The sequence below is a fragment of the Gemmatimonadota bacterium genome, from assembly GCA_016714015.1.
In the GTDB taxonomy this organism is placed as follows: domain Bacteria; phylum Gemmatimonadota; class Gemmatimonadetes; order Gemmatimonadales; family Gemmatimonadaceae; genus Pseudogemmatithrix.
This window is the reverse complement of sequence record JADJNZ010000001.1, coordinates 1-26402: the sequence shown is the minus strand read 5'-3', so window position 1 is coordinate 26402 and position 26402 is coordinate 1. Positions and strand designations below refer to the sequence as shown.

At 66.6% G+C, this 26402-nt stretch carries 22 protein-coding genes and 1 pseudogene; 18 read left to right on the top strand and 5 right to left on the bottom strand.

The genetic code is table 11. The features are described 5' to 3' along the window. Positions 1-329 precede the first annotated feature (329 nt). From IPJ78_00115 to IPJ78_00095, 5 genes are all read left to right on the top strand, one after another. Positions 330-2621, top strand: coding sequence for an ABC transporter permease (locus tag IPJ78_00115; GenBank protein MBK7904946.1), 2292 nt, complete (start codon positions 330-332; stop codon positions 2619-2621). 461 nt (positions 2622-3082) lie between these two features. Continuing rightward, a complete protein-coding gene (locus IPJ78_00110; protein MBK7904945.1) occupies positions 3083-3601 on the top strand; it encodes a hypothetical protein in 519 nt (172 codons plus the stop codon). A gap of 145 nt (positions 3602-3746) precedes the next feature. Beyond that, positions 3747-4130, top strand: coding sequence for a hypothetical protein (locus IPJ78_00105; protein MBK7904944.1), 384 nt, complete (start codon positions 3747-3749; stop codon positions 4128-4130). Between the two features lie 319 nt (positions 4131-4449). Beyond that, the gene (locus IPJ78_00100) at positions 4450-4941 is read left to right on the top strand and encodes a hypothetical protein (protein MBK7904943.1); all 492 of its coding nucleotides are present in this window, start codon (positions 4450-4452) and stop codon (positions 4939-4941) included. Positions 4942-5121: 180 nt separating this feature from the next. Next, complete coding sequence (locus IPJ78_00095) at positions 5122-6144, top strand: hypothetical protein (protein MBK7904942.1); 1023 nt, start codon at positions 5122-5124, stop codon at positions 6142-6144. Between the two features lie 242 nt (positions 6145-6386). Here the strand turns inward: IPJ78_00095 and IPJ78_00090 are convergent. Continuing rightward, positions 6387-7135: pseudogene (locus IPJ78_00090) on the bottom strand (MFS transporter). 85 nt (positions 7136-7220) lie between these two features. On the opposite strand from IPJ78_00090, the gene IPJ78_00085 reads away from it, so the two are divergent. From IPJ78_00085 to IPJ78_00025, 13 genes are all read left to right on the top strand, one after another. Beyond that, positions 7221-7637, top strand: coding sequence for a hypothetical protein (locus IPJ78_00085; GenBank protein ID MBK7904941.1), 417 nt, complete (start codon positions 7221-7223; stop codon positions 7635-7637). A 217-nt stretch (positions 7638-7854) separates the two neighbouring features. Further along, positions 7855-9246 (top strand): TolC family protein, encoded by a 1392-nt coding sequence (locus tag IPJ78_00080; GenBank protein ID MBK7904940.1) that lies wholly within the window; start codon positions 7855-7857, stop codon positions 9244-9246. Next, positions 9243-10448 (top strand): efflux RND transporter periplasmic adaptor subunit, encoded by a 1206-nt coding sequence (locus tag IPJ78_00075; protein ID MBK7904939.1) that lies wholly within the window; start codon positions 9243-9245, stop codon positions 10446-10448. The genes IPJ78_00080 and IPJ78_00075 overlap by 4 nt, the downstream gene beginning before the upstream one ends. 17 nt (positions 10449-10465) lie before the next feature. Next, complete coding sequence (locus IPJ78_00070; GenBank protein ID MBK7904938.1) at positions 10466-13549, top strand: efflux RND transporter permease subunit; 3084 nt, start codon at positions 10466-10468, stop codon at positions 13547-13549. Then, positions 13546-13881 carry a P-II family nitrogen regulator gene (locus IPJ78_00065; GenBank protein MBK7904937.1) on the top strand — a complete coding sequence of 112 codons (336 nt, stop codon included), beginning with the start codon at positions 13546-13548 and terminating at the stop codon, positions 13879-13881. The genes IPJ78_00070 and IPJ78_00065 overlap by 4 nt, the downstream gene beginning before the upstream one ends. A gap of 64 nt (positions 13882-13945) precedes the next feature. Continuing rightward, on the top strand, positions 13946-16375 hold the full coding sequence (gene cadA / locus IPJ78_00060) for a cadmium-translocating P-type ATPase (GenBank protein ID MBK7904936.1): 2430 nt from the start codon (positions 13946-13948) through the stop codon (positions 16373-16375). Position 16376: 1 nt separating this feature from the next. Next, entirely contained in the window at positions 16377-16709 is a 333-nt protein-coding gene (locus IPJ78_00055) for a YnfA family protein (GenBank protein MBK7904935.1), read from the top strand. A gap of 78 nt (positions 16710-16787) precedes the next feature. After that, on the top strand, positions 16788-17393 hold the full coding sequence (locus tag IPJ78_00050) for a DUF2911 domain-containing protein (protein ID MBK7904934.1): 606 nt from the start codon (positions 16788-16790) through the stop codon (positions 17391-17393). 8 nt (positions 17394-17401) lie between these two features. Continuing rightward, positions 17402-17989 carry a cation transporter gene (locus tag IPJ78_00045; GenBank protein ID MBK7904933.1) on the top strand — a complete coding sequence of 196 codons (588 nt, stop codon included), beginning with the start codon at positions 17402-17404 and terminating at the stop codon, positions 17987-17989. Positions 17990-18482: 493 nt separating this feature from the next. After that, positions 18483-19013: a hypothetical protein gene (locus tag IPJ78_00040; GenBank protein MBK7904932.1), complete on the top strand. Its 531-nt coding sequence runs from the start codon at positions 18483-18485 to the stop codon at positions 19011-19013. Between the two features lie 256 nt (positions 19014-19269). After that, positions 19270-19581: a transposase gene (locus IPJ78_00035; GenBank protein ID MBK7904931.1), complete on the top strand. Its 312-nt coding sequence runs from the start codon at positions 19270-19272 to the stop codon at positions 19579-19581. Beyond that, a complete protein-coding gene (locus IPJ78_00030) occupies positions 19578-19745 on the top strand; it encodes a hypothetical protein (GenBank protein ID MBK7904930.1) in 168 nt (55 codons plus the stop codon). The genes IPJ78_00035 and IPJ78_00030 overlap by 4 nt, the downstream gene beginning before the upstream one ends. Positions 19746-19820: 75 nt before the next feature. Continuing rightward, a complete protein-coding gene (locus IPJ78_00025; GenBank protein ID MBK7904929.1) occupies positions 19821-20162 on the top strand; it encodes a transposase in 342 nt (113 codons plus the stop codon). Between the two features lie 496 nt (positions 20163-20658). Here the strand turns inward: IPJ78_00025 and IPJ78_00020 are convergent, their stop codons facing one another. From IPJ78_00020 to IPJ78_00005, 4 genes are all read right to left on the bottom strand, one after another. Further along, on the bottom strand, positions 20659-21255 hold the full coding sequence (locus IPJ78_00020) for a TetR/AcrR family transcriptional regulator (GenBank protein MBK7904928.1): 597 nt from the start codon (positions 21253-21255) through the stop codon (positions 20659-20661). Then, complete coding sequence (locus IPJ78_00015) at positions 21248-24307, bottom strand: efflux RND transporter permease subunit (protein MBK7904927.1); 3060 nt, start codon at positions 24305-24307, stop codon at positions 21248-21250. Before IPJ78_00015 ends, IPJ78_00020 begins: the two co-directional genes overlap by 8 nt. Positions 24308-24408: 101 nt before the next feature. Next, on the bottom strand, positions 24409-25503 hold the full coding sequence (locus IPJ78_00010; protein ID MBK7904926.1) for an efflux RND transporter periplasmic adaptor subunit: 1095 nt from the start codon (positions 25501-25503) through the stop codon (positions 24409-24411). Then, on the bottom strand, positions 25503-26402 hold a 900-nt coding region (locus IPJ78_00005; GenBank protein ID MBK7904925.1), incomplete at its 5' end, for a TolC family protein. The genes IPJ78_00005 and IPJ78_00010, both read right to left, overlap by 1 nt.

Below are 26402 nucleotides of genomic sequence, written 5' to 3'. Positions count from 1 at the left end.
CGCGTTCGCACTCGATCTCGCCCGGGACCGCAGCGCTTGACAGTTCGGCTGCGCTTGGCGTGTGTGGCCAGGCGCATTGGCGTCGCCGTCACTGCGGCCGCCCCCCGCATCTAGGACGGCCCCGCGCCACAACCTGACGTTATGCCGACCCAGTCAGGTCTCGCGCTCCGAAGAGGAGCACCTCTGCGCTCGATCTCCAGCCGAGGACCTCGGTGCGAAGCTTTCTTCGGTGGCACGGTAAGCGACGTCCGACTCCGTGGCGTCATCTCGCCCCCGGTTTCCGCCCTCTCCTCGCTTCTTTCGTACTGCGCTTGGCGTCGGTATGCGCATTGGCGTTCGCCGTCACTGCTGACGATGCCTCCCCCCCGCCAGACGTACTCAGTTCGGCGACAGCTGACGCATGGTCGCGCGAGCTAAGCCGCGTCGCCGCCGTGGCGCGCTGGCGCACGATGCCGTTGACGATTGTGACACCAGCCGGCGCCATTCGAGCGACCGCAGCGGCGGTCGATACGGGGTTCTTCCGGACTCTTGGATCCCTACCGCGGTTTCGCGCGCCCGTCCCGGATGCTCTGGAGCGCCAGCCGGGTAGCGTGATACTCAGCCACGGACTGTGGGATCGCTACTTCGGCGGTGATACCGCACTCATTGGTCGTTCGGTGCTGGTGTCCGAGCGAGAGTTCCGCGTCGTGGGCGTCATGCCATCGGTGATCGACTATCCGAGTCAGGCGCAGTTGTGGGTGCTCGACGCGGAGTTTCCACCACCCGGCGCGCGGCGGGCCTATTCACTACTTGCTCGCGCCAAGACCCAGTCTGCGATGCCACAGCTTCTCGCAATCGCAAAGGCACAGTCGCCTTCGGATGGTGCCTCAACTGGCGCTCCTTCCCGCGCGTGGGTGCGCTCGGTGGCGAGTATTCTTCGCCCCGCGATGGGTCGAGGCACCTTCGTGCTACTCGCCGGCAGCGCCTGTCTCTTTCTAATCGCCACGCTCAACACGCTCGTGCTCTTCCTCGGCCGGGCAGTCGAGAGGAGGCACGGCATAGCGGTCCGCGTCGCGCTCGGCTCAACCGGCATCCAACTGGCACGTCCATTCGTCGTCGAAGCGGTGCTGGTCGGTGTGCTCGGCGGACTCGCCGGCTTTGGCATGGCCGCTGGCATCCTGAAACTCATAGCGTGGATCGGATGGTTTGAGCGCGCGGGAGTGGATCAGATCGCCATCGGATCGCCGGGCCTCGTGGTCGCGCTCGGGGTCGGCCTGCTGTCCGCAACGCTCGCGGCGGCACTTCCGCCCTTGCTCGCTGGCCAGGACGTCGGAGCCCTACTCAGAGCAGGAGGCAGTATCGAAACGCGAGCTGTTGGACGCGTTCGAAATGGGCTCGTGGTCGTAGAGGTCGCGGTTGCACTCTTGCTCAGCGTCTCCGCCGCGTTCCTCTATGGTACGTACGCAAGCTCGCAACGCGCGGCACTCGCGTTTCGAGTGGACGGCGTCTCCTTCGCCAGCGTCTCGCTGCCCCCATCCCTAAGCCCTGCGGACCGACAGGTGCTTGTGGCGGACCTCCTGTCACGCTTGCGCTCGACGCCGGCGATTGCGGCCGCAACCGCTTGGGGCACCTTCTATCCCAATGTGGGCAGAACGCCAGACGAGGCGATCACGCTCGAGGGAGTAGGAGCGCCTCAGCGCTACGCTGGCTCTCCTTCCTGGTCATTCGATGTAGACCCCGAGATGTTCCGTACGCTAGATCTGCGCATCACTCGTGGCAGAGCGTTTGATGCCTCCGACACGTACGGTGCGCAGCCCGTCGTCATCCTGACCGAGGCCGCGTGCGCGCAACTGTGGCCCGGACAAGACCCGCTCGGACGCCGAATCAAGCTTGGTCCGCCCTCGGAGCCGGCGCCGTGGATGACGGTCGTTGGGGTCGTTGAGAACACGCAGCCGTTGCACGGCCTGGCCGGTCGGTATGCCACGTCCGGCTCCCCCCGCTTCAGCATCATGTTCCGCCCGCTCGCCCAAGGGGAAGTGCTTGGTCAAGACTTCTCCTCGCCGCCCGGCTTTGCAATCGCAGTCCTTCCTCGTGCGACCGACGAAGTCGCCCTTGGAACACTTCGGCAGAGCATCGAGGTGTCGCATCCGTCTGCCGTGATTGAGTTCATCGGATCACTGCGCAACCATCTCAATCGCGCCGGTGATCTCGATCTCGGCCGAATGGTGTCGCAGACGATCTTCGTCACATGCGCTATCGCGATTGCTCTCGCGCTCGTCGGCGTGGCAGCCGTCGTGCGCGAGGCGCTGCGCAGGAGACGCCATGAGTTCGGCATCCGCTTGGCCCTCGGGGCGCAGCCGGCGGCGCTCGTGCGGCTGGTCGTGCGCGATGCGACGAAGCTTGGGTTTATCGGCGCGACTGCTGGCGGCGTGCTGTCGATGATCCTTCTGCTGACGGTCGGCGCGTCGATGGTGCGTGACTCCCAGCTGGGTGACGTGAGTGGAGCAGGCTGGGGGGCGATTGCGATGACTCTTGTTGCGCTGGTCGCCTCCGCCGTCCTACTGCTCGTCGGGGGAATCGCGTACCTACAAGCACGCACCGTGTCAGAGATCGACCCCGCGGTCGTGTTGCAGGCGGAGTAGAGCGGGGTCTCGTGCCGGCGGCATAACGGCAGTTGGTGCAGACGGCCGCGCTGGGGTAGCGGTTGGCCGGCCGTGCTTTATCGTACCTGAAGGTACCGCACGGCCGCCCAACCGCATTTTATGAAAGCGGCCGGCACCGCGTTAGGGCAATCTGCCGTGCCGGTTGGGTGGCTGGTGGCTGCGCACCCGCTCAGCGCCCCCCCCCCCCCCCCCCCCCCCCCCCTCGCGCCCCCCCCCCCCCCCCCCCGCCCCCCCCCCCGGGCACCCCCCCCCCCACCCCCCCCGCCCCCGGGCGGCGCAAACTCCGCCGTCTGGCCGCCGGCCGAGCGTCGACCCGCACTGGGGATCGCCCGGTACCACCTAACGACAGTGGGCAGGGCCGCTGGGTGGCGGCCCTCATTGGTCGGCCGCACCCGTCGGCCACAGCACAACTCGACGTTAGGGCGACCAGAGAGGCATCGATGCACACCCTGCACGTCTCTGCGATTCGGTTCCGAGCACGAGCGGCAGGCGCCGTTCGCGCGGCAGCGGTGTTCCTCGTTCCGCTACTCATCGCGACCGGCTGCAGCGACCTCCTCGGACCCGGGCCGGCCCCGCAGCTGTTCGTCCTTTCGTCGATCGGCGGCGTCGCCCTTGATACGACAGAGAACCTATTGGTTCGCTGTATGCCGCTGATGGCGGCGGAGGGCGCGGAGATGTACTTCCTTGGAGACACGCTGTTGTTCCAAGCGAGCGGCCGCGGAGAGTGGCGCTCGCATCAGCGCTCGCGTCCCGAGGACCGGTTTCAGAACAGCGACTCGACGCGCGTGTTCTACTACGACTTCCGACATGAGTTCAGGTACTCGGTCGTCGGGCGGCAGCTCACTCTTTCGACGCGGGAATACTCCAGCCGGTTTACACTCGTTGAAGATGGGGCGTTAGAGATGGACGGATTCTGCGGGAGCATGCGGTACGCGCGTGCTCCGCGCGCGGCGCCCTAACGGCAGTTGGTGCAGACGGCCGCGTTAGTGAAGCAGGTGGGCGGCCGTGCTCTTTTGTACCTTTCGGTATCGCACGGCCGCCCACCTGCGTTTTATGGAAGCGGCCGCAGCACAACTTGACGTTAGCCGGACGGAGGCGAGCTACGTGAACCCAGAGAAGGAGTTCTTCGATCGCCTCCAGAGCGCAGTTCCCGCGATCGCCGCGTTGCGTGCTGCTCACGAGGCTGATTACGGTGAGCTCCTCGGCCACGTCCTGATGGCTGACGTGAAGCGTTGGGCCTGCGAGACGCTCGCTGCCGACCCCACAACCGTGACAAGCTTGCTCGGTGAACTCGACCGTGCCCTTGGGCCGTCCGACGATCCTGTATCGAACATGATCTCGGTGTCATTCCTTGAAGGGCTCGGACGCGCGGGATCCCCAAGCGCGGAGCAGGCATTGCGCGCACAGCTCCCACATCGTCTGGCCGAAGACCTGAGAAGCATCGAGTCGTGGCACTCCGATGGCAGAGTTCGGCGTGCCGCCGGCTAACGGCGCTTGGTGCAGATGGCCGGCCAGGGTAGCGGGTTGGCGGCCCCGCTTTATCGTTCCTGAAGGACCGGCGTGGCCGCCAACCCGCATTTTATACGATCGGCCACAGCACAAGCTGACGTTATACTGACGCGCGATGAAACTAGCATGCACAGTCGTTCTTGTATCACTGGTCGCGGCCTGTAGCGCGGAATCCGAGCAGCCGCGCGCACGCCAGGACGTGGGTGCGGCGCCTGACGCGCAACCCGCGACGTCGTGGAGCCGTGAGCGACTGCAGTTCTCGTCTGGTTCCTGCGATGAGGACTCCGTACCGCTCGTCGTGTTCATCGACTCGAGCGCCGCCATCCCGCCGCTCTTGGTGCAGGAACTCACTCTCGACACCGTGGCCGGCTATCGCATTGCGGCGGTCAGTGATCGCTGCGGCTACGCGCACGGACTCGTGCGCCAGATGGCGGCGGCGGACCCGGAGTTCCTGCCGCTCCCCCCCGGCTTCGTCGACGGCCTCACGACATTCGCGTTCGACTCCACGGGCCAACGGATCGCGTTCGTGGAGTTCGATGGTCGCAATGGCGCTTTCGCCGTGGTGCGGTCCGTGCCGGACTACCGCCAACTCGCTCGATCGCGGCGCATCGAGGTGCCGGGCGGAGATGCCCATTGTGGATTCGCCGGGTTCGTCGGTGCCGACTCCTGGATCGCCTACGTCTGCACGAGCGACCCGAATCCCCAGCACTTTGTCCGCGTGCGCGGCCGGCTCGGCGACTCGACCATTGCCATCGACACGACCACGTTGCCCTCCACCGGTTCACCGTGAACGCGTGCGCGGCGACGGGCGCCGTATAACGCCGCTTGCTGCCGATGAACGCGGGTACGGATGCAGTTGTGGGGCGTCCGGTTGTTGGGAAAGACACGGCCTAGCGGCCGCCCCACAACTGCTTTCTATTGAAGCGTTCACAGCAGAAGCACACGTTATGCCGACTGGAGCCTTAGCCGGATGACTACCGTGACGGTGTTGCGAGGTGCGATTCTGGCGTTCGCGGTCGCCGCGTGCGCTTCGCCGCCCAGCCGCACTCCGACGGTGCTCTTGGTCCCCGGTAAGTCGATCGAGGTCGTCGGTCTCCAGCGGTGGACAATCGCGATGATGCAGGATTCGCTCGCGAAGTACGCACCCGGGACTACGCTCGATTCGCATGCCTGCGCAGCTGCATTGAGATACCAGCTCGGCTTCGCGGACGCCGCTGCAACCTCATATGAGCTACCGGGGGACTCCCTCGAGCGCGTCGTCGTGATTGTCGTGGAACCTCAAGATTCTGCGCGCGTGCGCCATCGTATTGCGCCAATGGACACACTCGCGCCCCGCCATGAGTGGGCGCCGGTAATCCTCGTGCTTTCTGAGCATCCCGGTCCATTTCAGATGAGTCTGTGGCGGTACCGAGCGTGGCGAGGAGGCGACTCAACGGCGCTCCGAGGTCTCTCGGGAGCCGACTCCATTGCAGTGCTCGGGGTATGGCGCTTCCTCGCCGCGCACGCGAGCCTCTCGGACAGGGAGGCCGCTCTGAGTGCCGTGCACGCGGACCCGAACTTTCGCAACCGAATGGCTGCGGTGGCACTGCTGTCGAACTTCACGAACGACGATCGAGTGCTGCACGCTCTCCTGCGCGCGCAGTTGGAGGCGGATGGTCCCGTCGGCGCAATGGCGAGTCTCGTGCTCTCCTCGTTCACGCAGACGTCACCACGCCCGGTGGACTGGGGTCCCGTCGCTCCTGAACTGCACCAGATGCTCCGAGGCACCGCACTGTTCCACCTCACCGGCACGATGCGCTTGCTGGCTGCCACGGGGGTCGACTCGAGCCTTGCTCTGCCCTTGTTGCGGGATGGAGGTGAGATGCTTCTCGCGTTCGCGGCAGCGGAGCACACCGATCTCCGGGATTCGGCGCACCGGCTCTTGGTCGCCCTTCGGGGAAAGGATCTCGGTCACGATGCCGAGGTGTGGGCGCACTGGGTGCGTGGGCTCTAGGCGTTCACGGCCGCGGAGCACGTAGCGGCATAACGGCAGTTGGTGCAGACGGCCGCGCTGGGCTAGCGGTTGGGCGGCCGCGCTTTATCGTACCTGAAGGTACCGCGCGGCCGCCCAACCGCATTCTATGGAAGCGGCCGCAGCACAACTTGACGTTATGCCGACCCCTCAGGTGGTGGATACATCGCACGTACTGCGTGCGACGTCGAGTTGCGCGGCAGCGTAGAGGAGCGGGAACAGCCTCACTCCATGCCGTCGTTGAGATTGTTGACGAGACCGGCTTGCGAGACGCTCGAGAGATCGCTGTCAGTGAGCGACGTACGCCGGAAGATCTCTCGCTGAGTCGGGCCGGCCGCGCCGGATGCCACGCCGTGACTCCGCGACTCGGCGGCGACGTGTGGTGCCGTCTCACGCACCGCGACGACGGACAGCACCAATCCGATCGCGACGAACGAGATCCCGAGATAGAACGGCTGCGGCCGGAGCCCGTAGCGCGCGGCGATGAAGCCACTGGCGAGCGCGCTGAGCGCGACGGCGAGGTAACCGCCGAACTCGTTGAGCCCCATCGCGAACCCGCGATTCCGCGGTCCGGTGAGATCGATCTTCATGATGACGGTGGTCGACGAGGTCAGACCCTGGCTCACGCCGAGGAATGCGTTCGCGACGAGCACCAACGTCCAGCTTGGCGCCCACATCATGTATAGAACGGTTACTGGGACGGCGACGAGCCACCCCGCGACAAGGAGATGCTTGCGGCCGAAGCGATCCGAGAGCCGCCCGGCGAGATAGTTGGAGAGGGCTTTCGTGACACCGAAGACGACGATGAACCACAGGATCGCGGTACGGCCGCGAGCCGGAACTCCTGTTCGGCGATTGCCGGGACGATGGTGCGTTCCATACCGACCATCGCGCCGACGAACGAATTGACCAGCAGGAGGAGCGAGAACTGGCCGAGGTTCTCACGGAGGCCGAGGCGGATGTCGGGTGTCATCGGTGAGTCACCGCGCGGGCGCTAGCAGGGGAGGGATCGCGTCCTTGTTGCGGCGCGACCGCCGCCGATACTAGTTTGCATGGGAATGTCCCTCCACCGCCTCCGCCGTCTGCGCCACCTCGCGGCGCTCGTCCTCGCTCTGTGCTTCGGCTTCTCCACGGCCGAGTCACTGCTGGCGGACGTGCATGATGGCGACGCGACGCACCAAGAGTTGACGCAGGTGGAGGGGTCAGGACGTCACGCCGCGTCTCACGTCGCGCACGGCGACGGGGAGAATGGCGCGATGAACGACTCGCCTGAACATCCGGGCGAGCGTTCGTCAGGAGAAGAAGGTCATGACCAACACGCGTGCCATCATGCGCACGCGCATGGCGGCTGGTTCCGCACGGACCAGGTCTTGGACGGGGCCCTCGCCGCGGGTCACGAATCGCCGCTAGCGTCTCGCGACCGGATTCCCGCGAGCCGCGACGCGCAGCCACAGTTGCGGCCGCCGATCGACTGAGTCTGTCGCAGCGCTGACTCTCAGCTACGACGGCTGAGGCGTTCGAACTCGCGCTGCGCGCCCGCCCCTTGTGGTGGGCCCCAACACATCTCGTTGCTCGACCAACTCGATACCGCGCTCAGGCGCGATGGTGCCGCTCCGCGTTGCGGAAGGTGCGCCGTTGCCGCCGTCGCTCTCGAGAGTGGCGTGCGATGAGGTTCTTCGGAGACTCATGCGCGTGTCCCTTCGATTCCCATGTTCCTCGCATCCCGTAGTATCAGCGGCGCTCCTCGCGTTCCTCGCGCTGCTCGGTAGCACGAGCGTCGCACGGTCGGCGACCGCACAGTCCCCCGCGGCTTCGGCGCGCGCGGACACGCTCGTGCTCGCGCTCGACGACGTCCGACGGCTCGCCCTCGAACGAAGTCCGACGCTGCTGGGCGTTCGCCAGGAGACGGCGGTCGCGCGCGGCGCGCTGCGCCAGACGCGCGTGCTCCGATCCAATCCCGAACTGGCGATACAGTCCGCCGGAGGAGCGCTCGGGAGCGCCGCCGACCAACTGCAGTTGACGGTGCTGCAGGAGATCGAGTGGGCAGGGCAGCGCGGCTTGCGTTCCGATGCCGCCCGGCTCGGACTTGAGCGCGCCTCGTTCGGTGTGCAGGATGCCGGCCGCCTCACGATCGGCGAGGCGAGCGTTGGCTTCTTTCGTGCCGTCGCCGCCGACCGTCGGCTCGCGGTGGCAGAGGAAGCGCTCGCGCTGGGCGAGCGACTGCTCGTCGCGGTGCGGATCCAAGTGCGCGAGGGCGAGATCAGCAGGCTCGAGGCGAATCTCGCCGAGATCGAGTCCGGTCGTGCGCGCGGCCGCGTCTTGAGCGCGCGGCGCGCTGCAGCGAGCGCCGAACTGGAGTTCAAACTGCTCGTGGGGATCGGCGCGGAGACGCCGCTCCGCTTGGTGACTGACACGACCGCCTCGCTGATCACCGGACTCGAAGCGCTGTCCGTGGACTCTCTCGTCGCGCTCGCGCTCGTCCGCCGACCGGATCTGGCGGCGACCGGGGAGGCGGTACGGGAGGCGGAGACGCTTCGCGCACTCGGTCGACGAGAGGCGTTCCCGAATCTGCGGATCGGCGTGGGGGGGAACCGATCGCCGGACGACGGCTCGGTGCAGTTCGGGCCGGCTTTCGGACTGACACTCCCGTTCTTCAATCGGAATCAAGGACTCGGCGACCAACGCCGCGCACTCGTGGAGCAAGCGCAGTTCGCGCGCCGTTGGGCCCTCCTGCGCGTCGAGACCGATGTCATCGCCGCCGAGCGCGCGTATCGCGCCGCGGCGGAGGAGGCTCGGGTCTACGAGCGCGAGGTCCTCGCGCGTGCGCATGAGAACGCCGCGCTGCTCGAGACCGCGTACGGTGCGGGCAAGATCGATCTCTCGACACTGCTCCTCCTCCGCAACCAGCTCCTCGATGCCGAGTTCGGCTTCTGGGACGCTTGGCTCGCGCAGCGCGAGGCGCTCGTGCGACTCGATGCGGCGACTGGTCGGCTCACGCCGTCCTCCGCATCCCTCCAGCCCATCGATCCCGCCGCCGTTCGTGCGCGGGATGCCACTACACCCATCGTCAGGACCACACCGTGACCCCAAGCTTCAACATCCTGCGACCGCGGCCGGTCGCGCTGCTCTTCGCACTCGTCGTCGGTGGTGTCTCGCTCGCCTGTGGAGGCGGAGACGCCGGTGGGGACGGTGCGGCAGAAGCGGACGGCACGGCGCCGGCCGCCGGCGACTCGACAGCCGAGTCCGACGTGGTGGTACTCGATACGGCGTCCATCCGCCTCGGCGGCATACGAGTCGCGATCGTCGATTCGATCACGACCAGCGGCCTCGAGGTCACTGGTTCCATCACCTATGATGCGAACCGCGTGAGCCACGTCGGCTCGCGCACCGAAGCACGCGTGCTGTCGGTGCGCGCCGATCTCGGCGCCCGCGTCGGTGGCGACGCGGTGCTCGCGATGCTCGAGAGCGCAGATGTCGGACAGTTGCGCGCCGAGGAGCGCCAGGGCGAGGAGTTGGTCGCGATCGCGAAGGAGAACTTCGCGCGCGAACAGCGACTCGAGTCCCAAGGCATCTCGAGCCGGAAGGAGTTGCTGCTAGCTGAAGCCGAGTTGCGTCGCAGCGAGGCGGCACTGCGGAGCACCGAGGAACGCTTGGCCGTGCTCGGCGCCGCGCACGACCATGGCGCGGGGGCCGCGTACAGTCTCGTCGCGCCCTTCGCCGGCACCGTCGTCGCGCGCAACGTCAGTCTCGGTGAGGTCGTCGGACCGACCGACGTGTTGTTCACGGTGGCCGATCTCTCGATGGTCTGGATCGAGCTCGACATCTTCGAGCGGGACTTCGCGCGAGTGCGCGCGGGACAGTCGGTCGTCGTGACGGTCAGCGCGTACCCGGGGCGGCGCTTCATCGGGCGTCTCGCGTATGTGGGTGAGGTGCTGGACGAGACCAAGCGCACGGTGCGCGCGCGGGTGGAGATCCCGAACGCGAACGCTTCGCTCAAACCGGGGATGTTCGCGACGGCGAGCATCCAGGTCGGCGGCGGTGGTCCGGCGATGCCGGTCGTGCCACAGGCCGCCGTGCAGGAAGTCGAGGGACGTCAGGTGGTGTTCGTGCCCGGCGTCGCACCCGGTGAGTTCCGGCCCGTGCCGGTCGAGGTGGGTGAGACGGTGGACGGCGGTCGCGTGATCATCCGAAGCGGTCTTCGGACCGGCAGTCGGGTGGTCGTCGCTGGGGCCTTTGCGCTGCGCTCCGAACTCGCCAAGGGCGAGATCGGCGAGCACGGCCACTGATCGCAACCGATACTCTCATGCGCTCTCTCATCGGCTTCGTCCTGAATCAACGGCTCCTCGTGCTCGCGATGACCATGCTACTGGTCGGCGTGGGCATCTGGAGCGCGCTCGCACTCCCTATTGACGCGGTGCCGGACGTGACGAACGTCCAGGTCCAGATCAACACCAACGCTGCTGCATTGCCGCCGTCGGAGGTGGAGCGTCAGGTGACGCTCCCGGTCGAGCTCGCGATGTTCGGGCTCCCCGACCTCGAGGAGATCCGCTCGATATCCAAGTTCGGGCTCTCGCAGGTGACGGTCGTATTCAAGGAAGGCACCGACATCTACTTCGCGCGACAGCAGGTGCAGGAACGACTGCAGCTGGCTCGCGAGGAGATCCCACCGGGATACGGCACGCCTGAGATGGGACCGATCTCGACCGGTCTCGGTGAGATCTTCCAGTACACGGTCTCGGCGGACTCGGGAACCGGGATCGACGCGACCGAGCTGCGCACGCTGCAGGACTGGGTCGTCGCGCCGCAGCTGCGCGCCGTGTCCGGTGTGGCGGAGGTCAATGCGTTCGGTGGGTTCGAGAAGCAGTACCAGGTGTTGGTGCGTCCCGAGGCGCTCGTGCAGTACGACCTCACGTTGCCGCAGGTGCTGAGCGCGATCGCGGCGAACAACCAGAACGCCGGCGGCGGCTACATCACGCGCGGCGCCGAGCAGCTCGTGATCCGCGGCGTGGGACAGGTGCAGGACTTGGACCAGATCCGCAACATCGTGGTCGCCAGCCGGGGCGGTACACCGGTGCGCGTGGGCGATCTGGCGGAGGTCGTGATCGGGTCGACGATCCGGCAGGGTGCCGTGACGAAGGATGGAGCTGGCGAGGTGGTCACCGGCATCGTGATGATGCGGATGGGTGAGAACTCGCGCACCGTCGTCAATGCGGTCAAGGAGAAGTTCGAAGTCGCGGCGCGCACGCTACCTCCGGGCGTCCGACTCGCGCCCTTCTATGACCGGACGGACCTCATCGGTCGCACGATCGGGACGGTGGAGAAGAACCTCGTCGAAGGCGCCATCCTCGTCATCGTGGTGCTCTTCGTCCTGCTCGGGAACTTCCGTGCAGCGCTCATCGTCGCCGCAGCCATCCCGCTCTCGATGTTCTTCGCGCTCAGCGCGATGGTGCAGGTCGGGATCGCCGGCAGTCTGATGAGCCTCGGTGCGATCGACTTCGGGCTCGTCGTCGACGGATCCGTCGTGATGGTCGAGAACGCGATGCGCCGACTCGGGCATCGAAAGCCGGGCGACAACTTCCTTCACACCGTCCTCGAATCGTGTGCCGAGGTCGGTCGGCCGATCCTCTTCGGCATCGGCATCATCATCGTCGTCTATCTCCCGATCCTCACGCTGCAGGGGATCGAGGGCAAGATGTTCCGCCCGATGGCGCTGACCGTGGTCTTCGCGCTCGTCGGGTCGCTGCTCCTGACCTTCCTGCTCACGCCGGTGCTGATCTCGATCTTCCTCAGGGGCAAGGTCTCGGAGGAGGACGTCTGGCTGGTCAAGCGCGCGAAGCGCCTCTACGAGCCCGCCCTCGAATGGACGCTCGCGAACACCCGGCGTGTACTCATCGGCTGCGGCGCGGCGGTGGCGGTCGCGCTCGCGGCCGTGCCGTTCCTCGGCTCGGAGTTCATCCCACGCCTCGACGAAGGATCCTTCGCGCTCCAGGTACTGCGACTGCCGAGCATCTCGCTCGAGGAATCGGTACGGCAGACGACCCAGCTGGAAGGGATCCTGCTCGAGGAGTTCCCTGACGAGGTGGTCGACGTGGTCGCCAAGACGGGCCGCGCCGAGATCGCGACCGATCCGATGGGCGTCAATATCAGCGACATCCTCGTGCGGCTCACACCGACCGATCAGTGGACGAAGGCCTCGACCAAGGGTGAACTCGAAACGGTGATGACCGAGGCGCTCGAGCGGATCCCCGGCCTCGTCGTGAGTTTCAGTCAGCCGATCGAACTGCGGGTGAACGAGCTCATCGCCGGGGTGCGCAGCGACCTCGCGATCAAGATCTATGGCGACGACCTCGGCCAGCTCAGCACGACGGCGGAACAGATCGTGGCCGCGGTCGCTGAGCTGCCCGGCGCCACCGGGTTCAAGGCGCAGCAACTTGAAGGGTTGCCGCAACTCCAGGTGTCGGTGTTGCCGGAGCAGCTCGCGCGCTATGGCATCAACTCCGCTGATGTGATGCAGGTGGTCGAGGCGCTCGGGGGCGTGCAGGTGTCGCAGGTGCTGGAGGGTCAGCGCCGGTTCGCGCTCACGGTGCGGTTCCCTGAGGCGGTGCGCGCGAACGCCGCGTCGATCAGTCGGATCCTCGTGAGTGCGCCGAACGGGGAACGCGTTCCGCTCGGTACGCTCGCGCGGGTGGAGGAGGTGGGTGGGCCTGCCGAGGTCAGCCACGAGAACGGGTCGCGGCTGGTGATCGTGGAGGGAAACGTACGCGGGCGCGACATCGGCAGCTTCGTGGCCGACGTGCGCGCGCTCTTCGACAACGGTACGATCACGCTCCCGCCCGGCTACCGGCCAGAGTTCGGCGGGCAGTTCGAGAACCTTGAGCGTGCGAGCAAGCGGTTGATGCTCGTGGTCCCGATCTCATTGCTCCTGATCTTCCTGCTCCTGTTCGCAACCTTCAACTCGCTTCGACAGGCCGCGCTGGTGTTCACCGGCATCCCGCTGGCGACGGTGGGCGGGGTGTTCGCGCTCTTCGCGCGCGGGATGCCGTTCAGCATCTCGGCAGGCGTCGGGTTCATCGCGCTGTTCGGCATCGCGGTGCTGAACGGTGTGGTCATGGTCTCCTATATCAACGAGCTGCGTCAGCACGGCCGTCCGCTCGACGAGGCCGTGCGCGAGGGCGGCATGACGCGACTCCGTCCCGTGCTCATGACGGCGCTGGTCGCGAGTCTCGGCTTCCTGCCGATGGCGATCTCGAGCAGCGCCGGCGCGGAGGTGCAGCGGCCTCTCGCGACGGTGGTCATCGGCGGACTCATCACCGCCACGCTGCTCACACTGCTCGTGCTGCCCCTATTGTATCTCCTCTTCGAACGGCGACCGGGGGCTGTCTCATGAAGATGGTGATCGCGTACATCCAGCCGTTCATGGCCGACGGGGTCGAGGCGGCGTTGCATCGCATCGAGGGGTTGACAGGTGCGACGTTTGTCGATGTCCGGGGTTTCGGGCGCGGACGGCAGTCGGATCCGCGAGACGCCGAGGTCCTGCGCGGCACGGTTCCCAAAGTGCGCATCGAGGTGATCGTGCCGGATGAGCTCGAGGCGGCGGTGGTGCGCGCGATCGAGGGTGCCGCGCGCACCGGCAATCGTGGTGACGGGAAGGTCGTCGTGATTCCGGTCTCGCGCGCACTGCGCGTCGCAACAGGCGAAGAAGGGGACGCGGCGGTCTGAGCATGCTGCACCGCCCGCCGGCTCGTTCGCGGCGGGGGAACACGACTCATATTCCGGAGTGCCGATGCAACGCGCTGCCAGACTCGACCTGCCCCTGCTGCTGCCCGACGTCAAGGATCTCCGCGACGCGTGTGTGGCGCGACTCCTCCGACTGCTCGAGCGCCAAGACGGTGTCGAGAGCGTGCACGTCTTCGAGACGGGTGCGGTTCCGGACGGCGAACCCCCGCATGATGGCAGCGCAGGCCGGACGGACCCGACCGGGCCGCAGCTCTGCCTGCACTACGACCCCGACCGGCTCACCCTCACGCAGGTGGTCGCGCTGGCGCACGCCGCCGGCGCCGGTGTCACGGATCGCTTCGCGCACATGGTCATCCCGTTCCGTGCGGTCGGAGCGGAGGATGAGGGACGACGCATCGAAGACGCGCTACGCGAGCTCCGCGGCGTCAGCGCGGCTGCGGTCAACTTCGCGGGGCAGGTCGTGCGTGTGGAGTTCGATCGAAGGCGCACGGATCGGGCGGCGATCGAAGCGCGATTGCGCGACGTCGGTGCAGAGCCGCTCGCCGAGACCTCAGGACGGGAAGGAGCACCGGCACCGAAGAGCTGGTACGGTCGCAATCGCGAGATCGTCTGGAGCATCAGTGCGGGCGTGCTGCTCACGTTGGGCTGGGTGTCGAGGCGATTCATCGACGCGCCGCCCGCGCTCGTGGTCGGGGTGTTCGCCGCGGCGTACTTCTTCGGTGCGCGCGACCTCGTGGGACACTTCATCGCCGACCTCCGTCGCGGGAAGTTCCGTTTCAACATCGACCTCCTGATGGTCGTCGCCGCGGGAGGAGCGGCAGTGCTCGGCGCATGGCTCGAGGGCGCGCTGCTGCTCTTCCTCTTCAGTCTCGGTCACGCGCTCGAGAAGTACGCGCTCGGACGCGCACGCAACGCCATCGCAGCTCTCGCCGAGCTTGCACCGCAGACAGCGACGGTGATCCGCAACGGGCAGGAATCGGCCGTGCCCATCGCCGAGGTGGTGCCGGGTGACCGCGTCCTGATCAAGCCGGCCGAGCGCATCCCGGTGGACGGTGCGGTGCGCGAGGGGAACTCGGCGGTGAACCAGGCGCCGATCACCGGCGAGAGTGTGCCGGTGGACAAGGCGCCGGGCGAGTCGGTGTTCGCCGGGACGGTGAACGGCGAAGGGGCACTCGTCGTCGAGGTCACCGCCGCGATCGGTGACCGGACTCTCGACCGCGTCATCAAGCTGGTCTCGGAGGCGCAGACGCAGAAGGCGCCGACACAGCAGTTCACCGACCGCTTCGCGCGAGTCTTCGTTCCCGCCGTGCTCGTCGCGGACGCGTTGCTGATCGTCGTGCCTCCGCTCCTCGGAGTCTGGACCTGGGGCGAGGCGTTCTATCGCGGGATGGCTCTGCTCGTCGCCGCCTCACCGTGCGCACTCGCGCTGGGCACGCCAGCGGCGGTCCTCTCCGGGATCGCTCAGGCCGCGAGGAACGGCGTGCTCATCAAGGGCGGCGCACATCTCGAGTCACTGGGCGGCATCCACACGCTTGCCCTCGACAAGACGGGCACGATCACCCTCGGCGAGCCGAGCGTGACCGACCTCCGGCCCGCGGACGGTGTGACGGAGGAGCAGCTGCTCGGCACGGCCGCGTCAGTGGAGGCACGCTCCCAACATCCGCTCGCGCGCGCCGTGGTGCGCGCGGCCGAGTCACGGACGATCGCCTTCCCCGTGGCGTCGGATGCGACGTCGGTGACGGGCCGCGGCATTCGCGCCACCGTGGAGGGCGAGACGGTGGAGGTCGGTCGTGCGCTGCTCTTCGAGGAGGCGAGTCTCGCCGTACCGGCGCAGATCCGCGCGAGCGTGGAGGCGCTCGAGCGCGAGGGCCGGAGCACGATGATCGTCCGACGAGCGCCGGGTGAATGGCTCGGTGTCATCGGGATCGCCGATCGGCCGCGCCCTGGAGTGCGCGAGATCCTCAGCCGGCTCCGCACACTTGGGATCCGCCGAGTGGTGATGCTCACCGGCGACAATGCCGGCGTCGGGGACGCCGTCGGGCGCGAAGTGGGCGTGGACGAGGTGCGCGCGGGGCTGCTTCCCGAGGGAAAGGTCACGGCGATCCGCCTGCTCGCCGGTGAAGGTCCAGTGGCCATGATCGGTGATGGCGTGAACGACGCGCCGGCGCTCGCCTTTGCTACTGTTGGCATTGCGATGGGCGGCGCCGGCACCGCCGCCGCACTCGAGACCGCCGATGTCGCGCTGATGGGCGATGATCTGGGACGGCTGCCGTTCGTGATCGGGCTGAGCCGTGCGTCGCGCCGAGTGATCCGGCAGAACCTGTTCGTTTCGCTTGGGGTGATCGCCGTCCTCATCGTCGCGACCACGACGGGCTTCATCGGGATCGGTGCCGCGGTCGTCATGCATGAGGGGAGCACGCTGGTCGTTATCGCGAACGCGCTGCGCCTGTTATCCTATTCTCAACCCCCTGCGTAGAATGACACTCGCCCGCACGACCGCCCTCTTCATCGCGACCGCGCTCGCGGAGATCATCGGCTGCTACCTGCCGTATGTCTGGCTTCGACAGCGCGGCAGTCCGTGGCTCCTTCTGCCCGCCGCCGGCGCGCTGGCGATCTTCGTGTGGCTGCTCACCCTCCACGAGACGGCCTCGGGGCGCGTCTATGCGGCGTACGGCGGAGTCTATGTGACCGTCGCGCTCGCGTGGCTCTGGCTCGTTGACGGGGTGACACCGCGTCCCACCGATGTCATCGGAGTTGTTGTGACCCTCGCGGGAATGGCGATCATCGCGTCCGGCGCCGCTACGCGATGATCGGTCCCGCGTTGGCGTCAGCGATGTCGCTCGCACGTGCGGTTTCGCGTTGCGATCAGGATCACCCCTTCTGGAGAGATGCGTCTGATGCGTAGTCTTGCGCTGGCTGTTGCGGCACTCTTGGCGCTCGTGTCCTCACCCACTCAGGCGCAAGGCACCGCGCCCTCGTTGGAATGCTGGGTGCAGGGTCCGCGCGAGGATCTGGAGATCCGCGCCAGTCCATTCGATTCGACGGCAGTCGTTCTCGGCGCGCGCACCGTGAAGGTGTGTTACAGCAGACCGCGCAAGCTCGGACGCCCGATCATGGGCCGACTCGTGCCGTTCGACGCACCATGGCGCATGGGTGCGGATGAGGCGACCGCGATCCACATGCCGTCGCGCGGGACCATCGCCGGCGTGGCCGTGGATGCCGGCTGGTACTCCCTGTATGCGATCCCCGGTCCGACCGCGTGGCGGATCGTAGTGAATCGCGGCGTGCGGCGTTGGGGCACACCGATCGACAGCACGGTCCGCAAGCTGGATGTGGGAGAGGGATCGGTTCCCACAGAAGCCGTCATGACCTCGGAGGACCTGCTGCGGATGCTGCTCACGCGTCGTTCGGCGTACGCCGCCGATCTCGTCGTGCAGTGGGATCGGACGGTGGTCCGTATTCCGGTGACGCTCGAGAGCGACCCTCGACCGTAGCGGAAGCGATGGAGCAAGCGACGGCTCAGGAAACGGAGCGGCGAGCACTGCGCACGCTGCTCGCGCTCAACGGCGCGATGTTCGTCATCGAAGTGAGCGCCGGGTTCGCCGCCGATTCGATGGGGCTCGTGGCCGACGGACTCGACATGCTCGCCGATGCTGCGGTGTACGGTCTCTCCCTCTACGCGGTGGGTCGGCCGGCACGCGCGAAAGTTCGTGCGGCGATCGGCGCTGGCTACGCACAACTCACCCTCGCCGCGGCCGCCATCGTCAAGCTCGGCGTCGCGCTCGTGCATGGCAGTGCGCCCGAGGCGTTGCCGATGATTGGCATCTCGCTCCTCGCGCTCGGCGTGAACGTCTGGTCACTGGCGATCCTCAAGCGCTATCGGCAGGGCGAGGTGCACCTGCGGGCCGCGTGGATCTTTTCGGCGACCGATGTGCAGGTGAACCTCGCGGTGATGCTCGCGGCGGTGCTCGTCACGGTGACCGCGTCGGGGATCCCCGACCTGGTGATCGCGGCTGGCATCTGCGTGCTGATCCTGAGGAGCGTGACGCGAATCCTGCGGGAGGCGTACCGCGAGAGGGCGCGGCTGTAGTAGCTCGACCTCGGAGGTGGCCTCTGGACACGACAACGGCCAGCGGGCCCCCCCGCTGGCCGTTGCCCTGCCACTGAGCCTGCCGAGCTACTTCCGCCGAGTCGTCTCGACACCGACACAACCTCCTTGAAGAACCTCATCGAGGACATCACACATCAAGAAGGGAGAGATCAAGCTTCCAGCGATTCAGCGGCGATTTGTCTAGAAGGAGAGTGCTTACAGGCACGCACCGTATCGGATGTCGACCCCGCGGTCGTGTTGAAGGCGGAGTTGAGCGGGGACGCGTGCCCGGCGGCATAACGGCAGTTGGTGCAGACGGCCGCGCTGGGGTAGCGGTTGGGCGGCCGTGCTTTATCGTACCTGAAGGTACCGCACGGCCGCCCAACCGCATCTTATGAAAGCGGCCACAGCACAACGTGACGTTATGCCAGTTGCCCCCTTTCGAGTTTCACGAGGTAGTGCGGGCGGGGACTCTCCGCACTGTGTCCCTCACGTGATCACCGGAGAAACAGTGCGCACCGTTATCCGTATCCGCTCGGCCTGGGTCTTCTTGATTCTCTTGGCCTGCACGCGCCAGTCGCGCGATCTCGCGCCCACTCCGGAGTCAGGCTACGCGCTTGGCTCGCCGGCCTCTGCCGGAATCGCCGGCGACTATCGGTTGACTGGGCGACTGCAGGGAACCCGCGTCAGCGCCAGGATACGCGTCGACTCCAGCGGCCGTGTGTCGTACCTTGGCGGATCTCCCGTCGGTCGTCCTCATGTCTGCGACACGCCGTCGGAAGGCACCGATCGGCTGATCGTTCGTTGCGGGACGGTCGACCTTCGCCTCGCCGTTGCTAACGGCCGCCTCTCGCCGGTGGCCCGCATTGCATTCGACCTGCCGAAAGCGCCACGGGTGGAGTACAACCCCTTCACATGCACGCCGATTCCGCCGGATCAAGCATGCGCGCTGCTGCAGCAAACGCGGACTCCGCAGGTGCGGCACGTTTCGGGAGGGGTCTCGGTTGAGCGAGTGTCGGAGTAGGCCTCTTCACGCTCGGGCCGCTGCATCGCAATGGCATAACGGCAGTTGGTGCCGACGGCCATGTTAGTGAAGCGGCGGCTGCGCCGCCGCATCTTATGGAATGGCCGCAGCACAACTTGACGTTAGGCTGAGCGGAGTGCGATTCAGTTGGGCCCTTCCTGAATTCAGCGGGTGAGGCAATCCTCGCCGTGAGCAGGGGCGATCGCCAAGCCGAAGCTGGCGTTGTGCGTTTTTCCCGGCGGCGCTCGACGCGCCGATTAGCTGGGAGCAGTCGGCGAACGACTATGCGGGCCTCATCCGCGAATGCCAGAAGCGCCCGGCAGCGGAGATGCGCATGAGCGAGCCGACCCTTCACGTCGGTCACGCGCCGAGCGAGGAGAATCTGGCCGGCCAGACGAATCATCGCAATGGCTCGACATCCAAGACTGAGCTGACGACAATCGACGCGCTGCCGCTCGAGATCCCGCACGGCCGCGACTGGAGCCTCCGGCCGCAGTTAGTGCCATTCGCCCTGCGGCGCTTGCCCAGTTCGACGCACTCGCGCCCTCGCAATAGACGCGCGGCGTGACGGTGCGCGAGATTTGGGCGCACTTGGAACGACAGGCCGAAGTAGCCATGGAGCCGAACACGATCAGCGTCATTACCGTTGGCGTGGTGGTCGAAGTGCAGGCTTGCCAACAGCGCCTGTTCGATCGCGTGATTCCGGTGGTGATCTTTGCGCGAAAGGCGTGACAATTGTTGCGAGGGCGTGGTCCGGAAGAAGGCCGTGTACTTTTCGTTCGGCGCGGCCGCGAGGGACACCAAGACGTGTCGAGCTGCTGGATTGTGCAGACCGAGGGCGCGGGCTTCTGGCTCCGTGTGAGGACGCAACTCCCGCGTCGGGGAGTCGACGACATCCTGCGCGCGTCGATGGCGTCGGCGCGATTGCCGACGCGATTGCCACAAGTGCTCACGCAGGCGCTGGTGCATCACGGCGTCGTACATTTGGTGCGCCAGCGCCTCGCTCTGGCGGCGCCACTCGCCGCCCGTCGTGCAGGTCTTCACCTATCCGCAGGCGATTCGCGCGCTCCGCTACACGACGAACGCGGTTGGGAGTCTACACATGGATTTCCGGAAGATCGTGGAGACCTGGGACCACTTTCCGAGTGACGGGACGGCGACCACGGGGTCCTGCCTCGCTGTGCTATTAGGCACTCGCTTCGCGGACTTCGGTGGTCACCGCACTTGCCTCGCACCCAGAGGACCACACAGGCTCATGCAGGCTTGTCCCCGTCAACGCTCAGTGCGAATCGCCGGTCCTGCGACGAAATCGGGAATATGCCGGTCGTCAAACGTTCGGGCGAGACAGGGCCTCTCGGACGCACGCGCAGCGCCGGGGCGCTCGTTCCCCTCGCCACGAGACCGCGCATTGCTCTCCACGCTAGGCCTCGTCACGGTAATCTGTCACGCCGGAACGTCGTTCGATCGAAGCTGTCGTTTTCGATCCGCGGGATGTTAGGAGCCTGCTCGCACACCTGGAGAAAACAGAACCGCTGGCGTCAGAGCCGGTCGTTCCGACGGGAGGGCAGAAGAAGCGGTACTGTGACCTCACACAGGCGCGAATGGGTTGATTGCGCGGGCGATCGTCTCGCCCATCTCCGCGCAATCACTCTGCGGCCTCGCCGTGATCTGAGCGAACGGCGTCCAATGTAGCTGCGACATACAAGTGCAGGCGCACCTCGTACGGCAACCAGGGCCGGCCCCGGGTCGACACGCCGATGATTGCCTCGGTCACCAACGCGGCAACAAACATTGCAACTGTCGCTTCCAGCCGCGCTCTCGTGATCCGGACGCCTTCCAATGCGCCGAGGTAACGCGCAAGCTCTTCGTTCATCTCCCCGAGTAGTCGGCCCGCTGAGTTCGCGGTGGAACTGGACGCTGCCTCTGCAAGGTCATGCCTCAACAGGTCACGCACGCGCGACAACTGCGCAACTGACTCGCCCGCCCAGTGTGTGATGTCGCTCATGGCGTCGCCGGGCTGCGGCGGTAGCGGTTCCACCGCGATTGTTGCCAAGAGCTTGACCTTCGCCTCAACCAGCAAGCGCTCCTTGCCTCCGAAGAGCCGGAAGATCGTCACCTCATTCACCCCAGCCGCCGAGGCAATCGCGCGCGTCGTCGCACCGTGCGAGCCACCGGCCGCGAAACACTTTGCGGCGGCCGCCAACAGCCGCTCGCGCGTGCTCCGCCCCGGCAGGTCAGGCATCGCGCCGCGTAACCTTGCGCGCGACCCAGCTCCCGAACTCGTCGAGGTACAGGTATGCCACCGGCACCACCACCAGGGTCAGGATTGTCGACGTGATCAATCCACCGATTACCGCCCGCGCCATCGGTGCTCGGAAGCCGCCGCCTTCGCCCATCGCGAGCGCGATCGGCAGCATGCCCGCGATCATTGCCAACGTGGTCATCATAATCGGCCGCAGCCGGATTACGCCCGCCTCGATGACCGCCGCAACCCGGTCCAGGCCTGCAGCCCGGCGCTCGTTGGCGTTGTCAACGAGTAGGATTGCGTTCTTCACCACGAGGCCGAACAGCAGGATGACACCAATCATCGACATCATATTAAGAGTGTCGTTCGTAACAAGCAGCGCGAGGAGCACGCCAATCAGCGAAAGCGGCAGGGAGAGCATGATTGCAAACGGCTGCGTCAGCGACTCGAACTGAGACGCAAGGATAAGGAAAATCAGCACGATCGCCAGCACGATGGCCTCAATCATGAAGCCGGCCGTCTCCTCGAGCTGCTCGGTTTCGCCTCCCAGCTGAACGGTGTAGCCGGCCGGCAGCTCGATTTGCGCAATGGCCGCGCGAATCTGCGCCGAGGCCTCCGAAATCGAGAGGTCGCCTTCAGTGGCCGCCGTAATGCTCGCGGAGCGCTGCAGGTCCTGACGATCAATCTGCGCCGGCGCGGAGCTGCGGGTTACGCGTGCGACTGCTCCGAGTGGGATCGTCACGGCGGACCCATCCGCATTGCGACGCATTGTCGCTAGCGGTAGCAACTCGAGATCGCGCTCCGAGATGCGGGCCTCCGTCTCGGCCTGGACTCGCACGTCGCGCTCCTCGCCAGTCGGGTCTTCCCAGCGGGTCGCTACCTCGCCGGCCATAAACGGCCGCACTGTCGCCGCAACTTGCCCGATGTCCAGTCCGGCATCGTTCGCGACATCGCGGCGCACCTCGATGCGATACTCCGGCCGCGGATCGCCGAGCGATGTCGCGACGTCCACAACACCGGGCATAGCCTGCATCGCTGCCGCCACCTTTCCCGAGATCTGCTGCAGCGTATCCACCGCATTGCCGCGCACGTTTACGATCAGCGGCGATTGCGTACCCCCGGGACCCGAGGGGGCGAGCACTGCAGTGCGCACCCCGTAAATCGGCGAGAGTAACTGCCTCGCGCGCGCCATCAGGTCCAGGTGCGAGACGCTTCGATCCGCAGCGGGGACGAGCTTCACGAACACTTCACCGTTGGTCACGGTGCCAGTGGCGCCCGCGCCGATGGTCGCGTAGGTGTAGCGCACCTCAGATATCGCTCGGAGGTTTGCGTCGATCTGCGCTAACTTGCCACGGGAGTACTCGAGGCTCGATCCCTCTGGCGTCTCGAATGTCACCGTGAACTCGCCGTTGTCCACGTCCGGCGTGAACGCGCCGCCGATAAGCGGAAACAGAGCGAACGCACCGACGAATGACACCCCGGCTACCGCCAACGTCGCCTTGCGATGCGCCACCGACCAGGAAATGACGCCTCGGTACCGCTCGGCGATCGAGTCGAACCATACGTTGAACTTAGTGATGATTCGCGTCAACAGATTGCCGCCGGAATGATGGCTCGCGGAGTGCGGGTCGACGCCCCACCAGGCTGCCAACATTGGCGTCAGCGTGAACGACACGAACAGCGAAACCAGCACCGCCCAGGCAACGGTGAGACCGAACTGGAAGAAGAAGCGACCGATGATGCCGCCCATGAACGCCACCGGCACGAACACGGCGACGATCGCCAGTGTCGTCGCGAGCACGGCGAGTTGAATCTCGCTGGTGCCCCTCAACGCCGCCTCCCGTGCGCTCGCTCCCATCTCGCGATGCCTGACGATGTTCTCGATGACAACGATTGCGTCGTCAATGAGAATGCCGATGGATAGCGCCAGCGCCATCAACGTCAACATGTTCAGCGTGAAGCCTAGCGCGCTCATCAGGATGAATGAACTCACCACCGACACTGGCAGCGCTAAGGAGGTGATGGCCGTGGCCTTCCAGTCGTTGAGGAAGAGCATCACGATCACCACCGTGAGAATCGCGCCGAGTACGAGTTCGTGCAGCACATCGGTGACCGAGGCGCGAATCATAACGGAATTGTCGCGCACGACCTGAAGCTCAGTGCCCGGCGGCAGTTGCGCGCGGATCCCGTCGAGCGCCTCAAGTACACCGTCCGCGACCTCCACGGTATTTGAGCCGGAAATCTTGATGACATCGAGCGCGACCGCGCGAGTGCCGTTGACCAAGGCGACTGAGCGCTCGTCCTCGCCACCCTCGATGACGGTCGCGACTTCCCTGAGCCGCACGGGAGTGCCGCGGCGGTTCGCAACGATGATCTCGTTGAACTGCGCCGGATCCGTGATGCGGCCCGTCACGCGCACGAGCGTTTCCGTGCTGCCGCGCTCGAGGCGACCTGCCGGCACCTCAAGGTTCTGTAGGCGAAGCGCGGTCATGACCTCGTTAACCGTCACGCCAAGCGCCCGTAGCCGCTCTGGCTTCAGCGAGACGCGCACTTCCTTGCGGATGCCGCCCGCGAGGCGTACCTCGCCCACGCCCTGCACCGATTCCAGCGCGCGACGGATTTCTTCATCGGCGCGCGTGGTTAGCTGCGTGAGCGGCAGCGAGGCCGACGAGAGCGCCAGTGATATGATTGCTTGCGCGGACGGATCGAACTTCTGCACCAGAGGAGGATCGATGTCCACCGGAAGATCGCGACGAATCGTCTCGATCTTCGTCCGGATGTCCTGTGCCGCGAGGTCGGCGCCTCGTCCGAGGTCGAACTCGATGATGACCTGCGAAACGCCCTCGAGCGACACGGACGTGATGCGGTCCACGCCCTCGACGGGGTTGAATGCCCGCTCCATCCGCTCCGTGACTTCGCGCTCGACAGTCTCGGCGCTCGCGCCCGGATACACGGTCTGCACCGTGATCACCGGGATGTCGACGTTCGGGAACTGGTCGATGCTCAAGCGGCGGAAGCCGAAGATACCAAGCACGATCAGCCCGAGCATCATCATCAGGGTGAAGACGGGGCGTGCGACAGCAACGCCGCTGAGGCCAGAGCCCTTCGACTCTCGGTCGCCAGCGTCTGGGAGTGACGGCGTTGTCATTCTCAACGCTCTCCCGAAATCACAGCGGCTTGGCCGTCGGCCAGGCCGAGTGTTGGGCGCATCAGCACACGCTCGCCCGTCGTAAGACCGCTGCTGATCGCGACCACGCCGTCGCGCGCACTGCGCGCGGCGACCGTCACGGACCGGCGCTCAAGTCGCCCGTCGGCAAAGACGAACACAACCGCCTCCGCGCCGCTACCGAGCACCGCGGTCTCGGGCACGCGTAGCGTCGCACGAAGCGTACGCCCCGCGACCTCCCCGCGCGCATACTGCCCGGCCGTGATTTCATTCCGCGGATTCGCCAGCCGAACGTACACCCCCACTTGCCGCGTGACGGGGTCGGCGATCGGATCCTTGCGCGCGACGCGGCCAGTGAACTCTCGCCCCGCCAGGGCATCAATGCTGAATCGCACCTCCTGGCCCACGCGGATCGCACCGGCTTCGTCGACCGGCACACGGCCGGCGAGTTCTAGCTCTGTCGTGCTCACCACCGTGAAGAGCGGGTCCCCCACGCGGACCGCCGTGCCCGCGTCGACGCGGCGATCGCTCACCGTCCCCGTAATCGGCGCTGTGACGGCCGTGAATCCCGCGCTCTCGAGCGCGGCCGCGGACTGGGCCTCTGCGGCAGCGAACGCGGCCTCGGAACTCTCAAGGTCGATCTTGCTGATTGCCCCGGCCTCGAAGAGACGGCGCGACGCGTCGCGCCGCGTCCTCGCGACCGCAACGTTCGCTTCGGCGGCGGCGACACGAGCGCGCACGCCATCGGCCTGGAGCGTCGCGAGCCGCGCGCCTTCGACGACCGCGCTGCCGCGATTCACCAATACCTGGCCAAGGGTGCCCTCGACCTGCGCCGCGACGGTTACCGTCGCCGCGGGCTCGAGCATCCCCGAGAGAGACACGCCGGTGGTCAGATCGCCGGTCTCGGCGGTCAGAAGATCGGCCTCCACGAGCGTAACGGGGCGCTCGACAGCCGCGGTGGCGGCCGCGGACTCCGGCGAGGCATCTGCGCCGCCACAAGCGGCGCACGCGGCGAGGAGGAGCAGCAGCGGAAGGCGGGCCGTCATTCGAGAAAATCCGGAGGGTGTGGAGGTCGTCATCAGAAACTCACGGTCGTCTCGCCCAACGCGCGCACAATGGCCGCGGCGGCGAGGTGATAGTCAGCAGTCGCCTGCGCCAGCGCCGTGCGGGCACGCAGAAGTCCGAGTCGGGCATCGGCGACTTCGAGCTGCGTCGCCAGCCCCTGCTCGTAGCGCAGCACAGTGAGGTCGTGCACGCGAGTCGCCTGGGCGACCGTACGCTCACGGGCCGCGAGGCTGGCCTCGGCACGTTCACGCTCCCCCACCGCTCGCTCGTACTGCAACGCGACCCCCTCACGTAGCTGGGTGAGCCGCAGTTCCTCCTGGGCCAACGCAACGGTGGCTTGCTCTGCTTCAGCATCGACGCGGAAGCCCGAGAAGATCGGGATCTGCACGCCGACAACGGCATTGAAGTCATTGCGCCAGTCGACGCCGTTGAAGCCGAAAACCGTCTGCGGGAATGCCTGGCGACCATAATTTGCGCGGAGACTCACCGTCGGCAAATGCCCAGCGCGCGCGATGCGCAGCTGCTCGCGCCGAATTGCCACCGTGCGCTCGGCGGCCTTCAACGCAGGGCGGTCATCGAGAGCGTCCGCACGCCGCGCGGCATCGCTCACACGCCGCTCCGCCGTTGGCACGTCGAGCGCCGTCGACAGACGCAGCGGCGTCGCTGGCGGAATGTCGAGCAGCGCCTTCAGGTCCAAGGTGGCAACGGCCGAAGCGTTGCGCGCCCGCACGAGATCGGGGCGCAGGTTCTCCGCCGATACCTCGGCCCTCAGCACGTCGAGCTCTGACGCGACGCCGGACTCGAAGCGCAATCTCTCCTGCGCGAGGAAGTTGTCGGCCTGTTCAACGGCCACGGTGGCGATGAGTTCGAGTTCCTGCGACAGTTGCGCGCTAACGTAGGCCGTGCGTGTCCG

Bases quoted from the DNA above. Each gene is read 5' to 3' on its own strand.
- IPJ78_00070 (MBK7904938.1), top strand. From the start codon at position 10,466: ATGCGCTCTCTCATCGGCTTCGTCCTGAATCAACGGCTCCTCGTGCTC.
- IPJ78_00015 (MBK7904927.1), bottom strand. From the start codon at position 24,307: ATGCTCGGGCTGATCGTGCTTGGTATCTTCGGCTTCCGCCGCTTGAGC.
- IPJ78_00095 (MBK7904942.1), top strand. From the start codon at position 5,122: ATGACTACCGTGACGGTGTTGCGAGGTGCGATTCTGGCGTTCGCGGTC.
- IPJ78_00065 (MBK7904937.1), top strand. From the start codon at position 13,546: ATGAAGATGGTGATCGCGTACATCCAGCCGTTCATGGCCGACGGGGTC.
- IPJ78_00020 (MBK7904928.1), bottom strand. From the start codon at position 21,255: ATGCCTGACCTGCCGGGGCGGAGCACGCGCGAGCGGCTGTTGGCGGCC.
- IPJ78_00010 (MBK7904926.1), bottom strand. From the start codon at position 25,503: ATGACGACCTCCACACCCTCCGGATTTTCTCGAATGACGGCCCGCCTT.
- cadA (MBK7904936.1), top strand. From the start codon at position 13,946: ATGCAACGCGCTGCCAGACTCGACCTGCCCCTGCTGCTGCCCGACGTC.
- IPJ78_00110 (MBK7904945.1), top strand. From the start codon at position 3,083: ATGCACACCCTGCACGTCTCTGCGATTCGGTTCCGAGCACGAGCGGCA.
- IPJ78_00050 (MBK7904934.1), top strand. From the start codon at position 16,788: ATGCGTCTGATGCGTAGTCTTGCGCTGGCTGTTGCGGCACTCTTGGCG.
- IPJ78_00085 (MBK7904941.1), top strand. From the start codon at position 7,221: ATGTCCCTCCACCGCCTCCGCCGTCTGCGCCACCTCGCGGCGCTCGTC.
- IPJ78_00045 (MBK7904933.1), top strand. From the start codon at position 17,402: ATGGAGCAAGCGACGGCTCAGGAAACGGAGCGGCGAGCACTGCGCACG.
- IPJ78_00055 (MBK7904935.1), top strand. From the start codon at position 16,377: ATGACACTCGCCCGCACGACCGCCCTCTTCATCGCGACCGCGCTCGCG.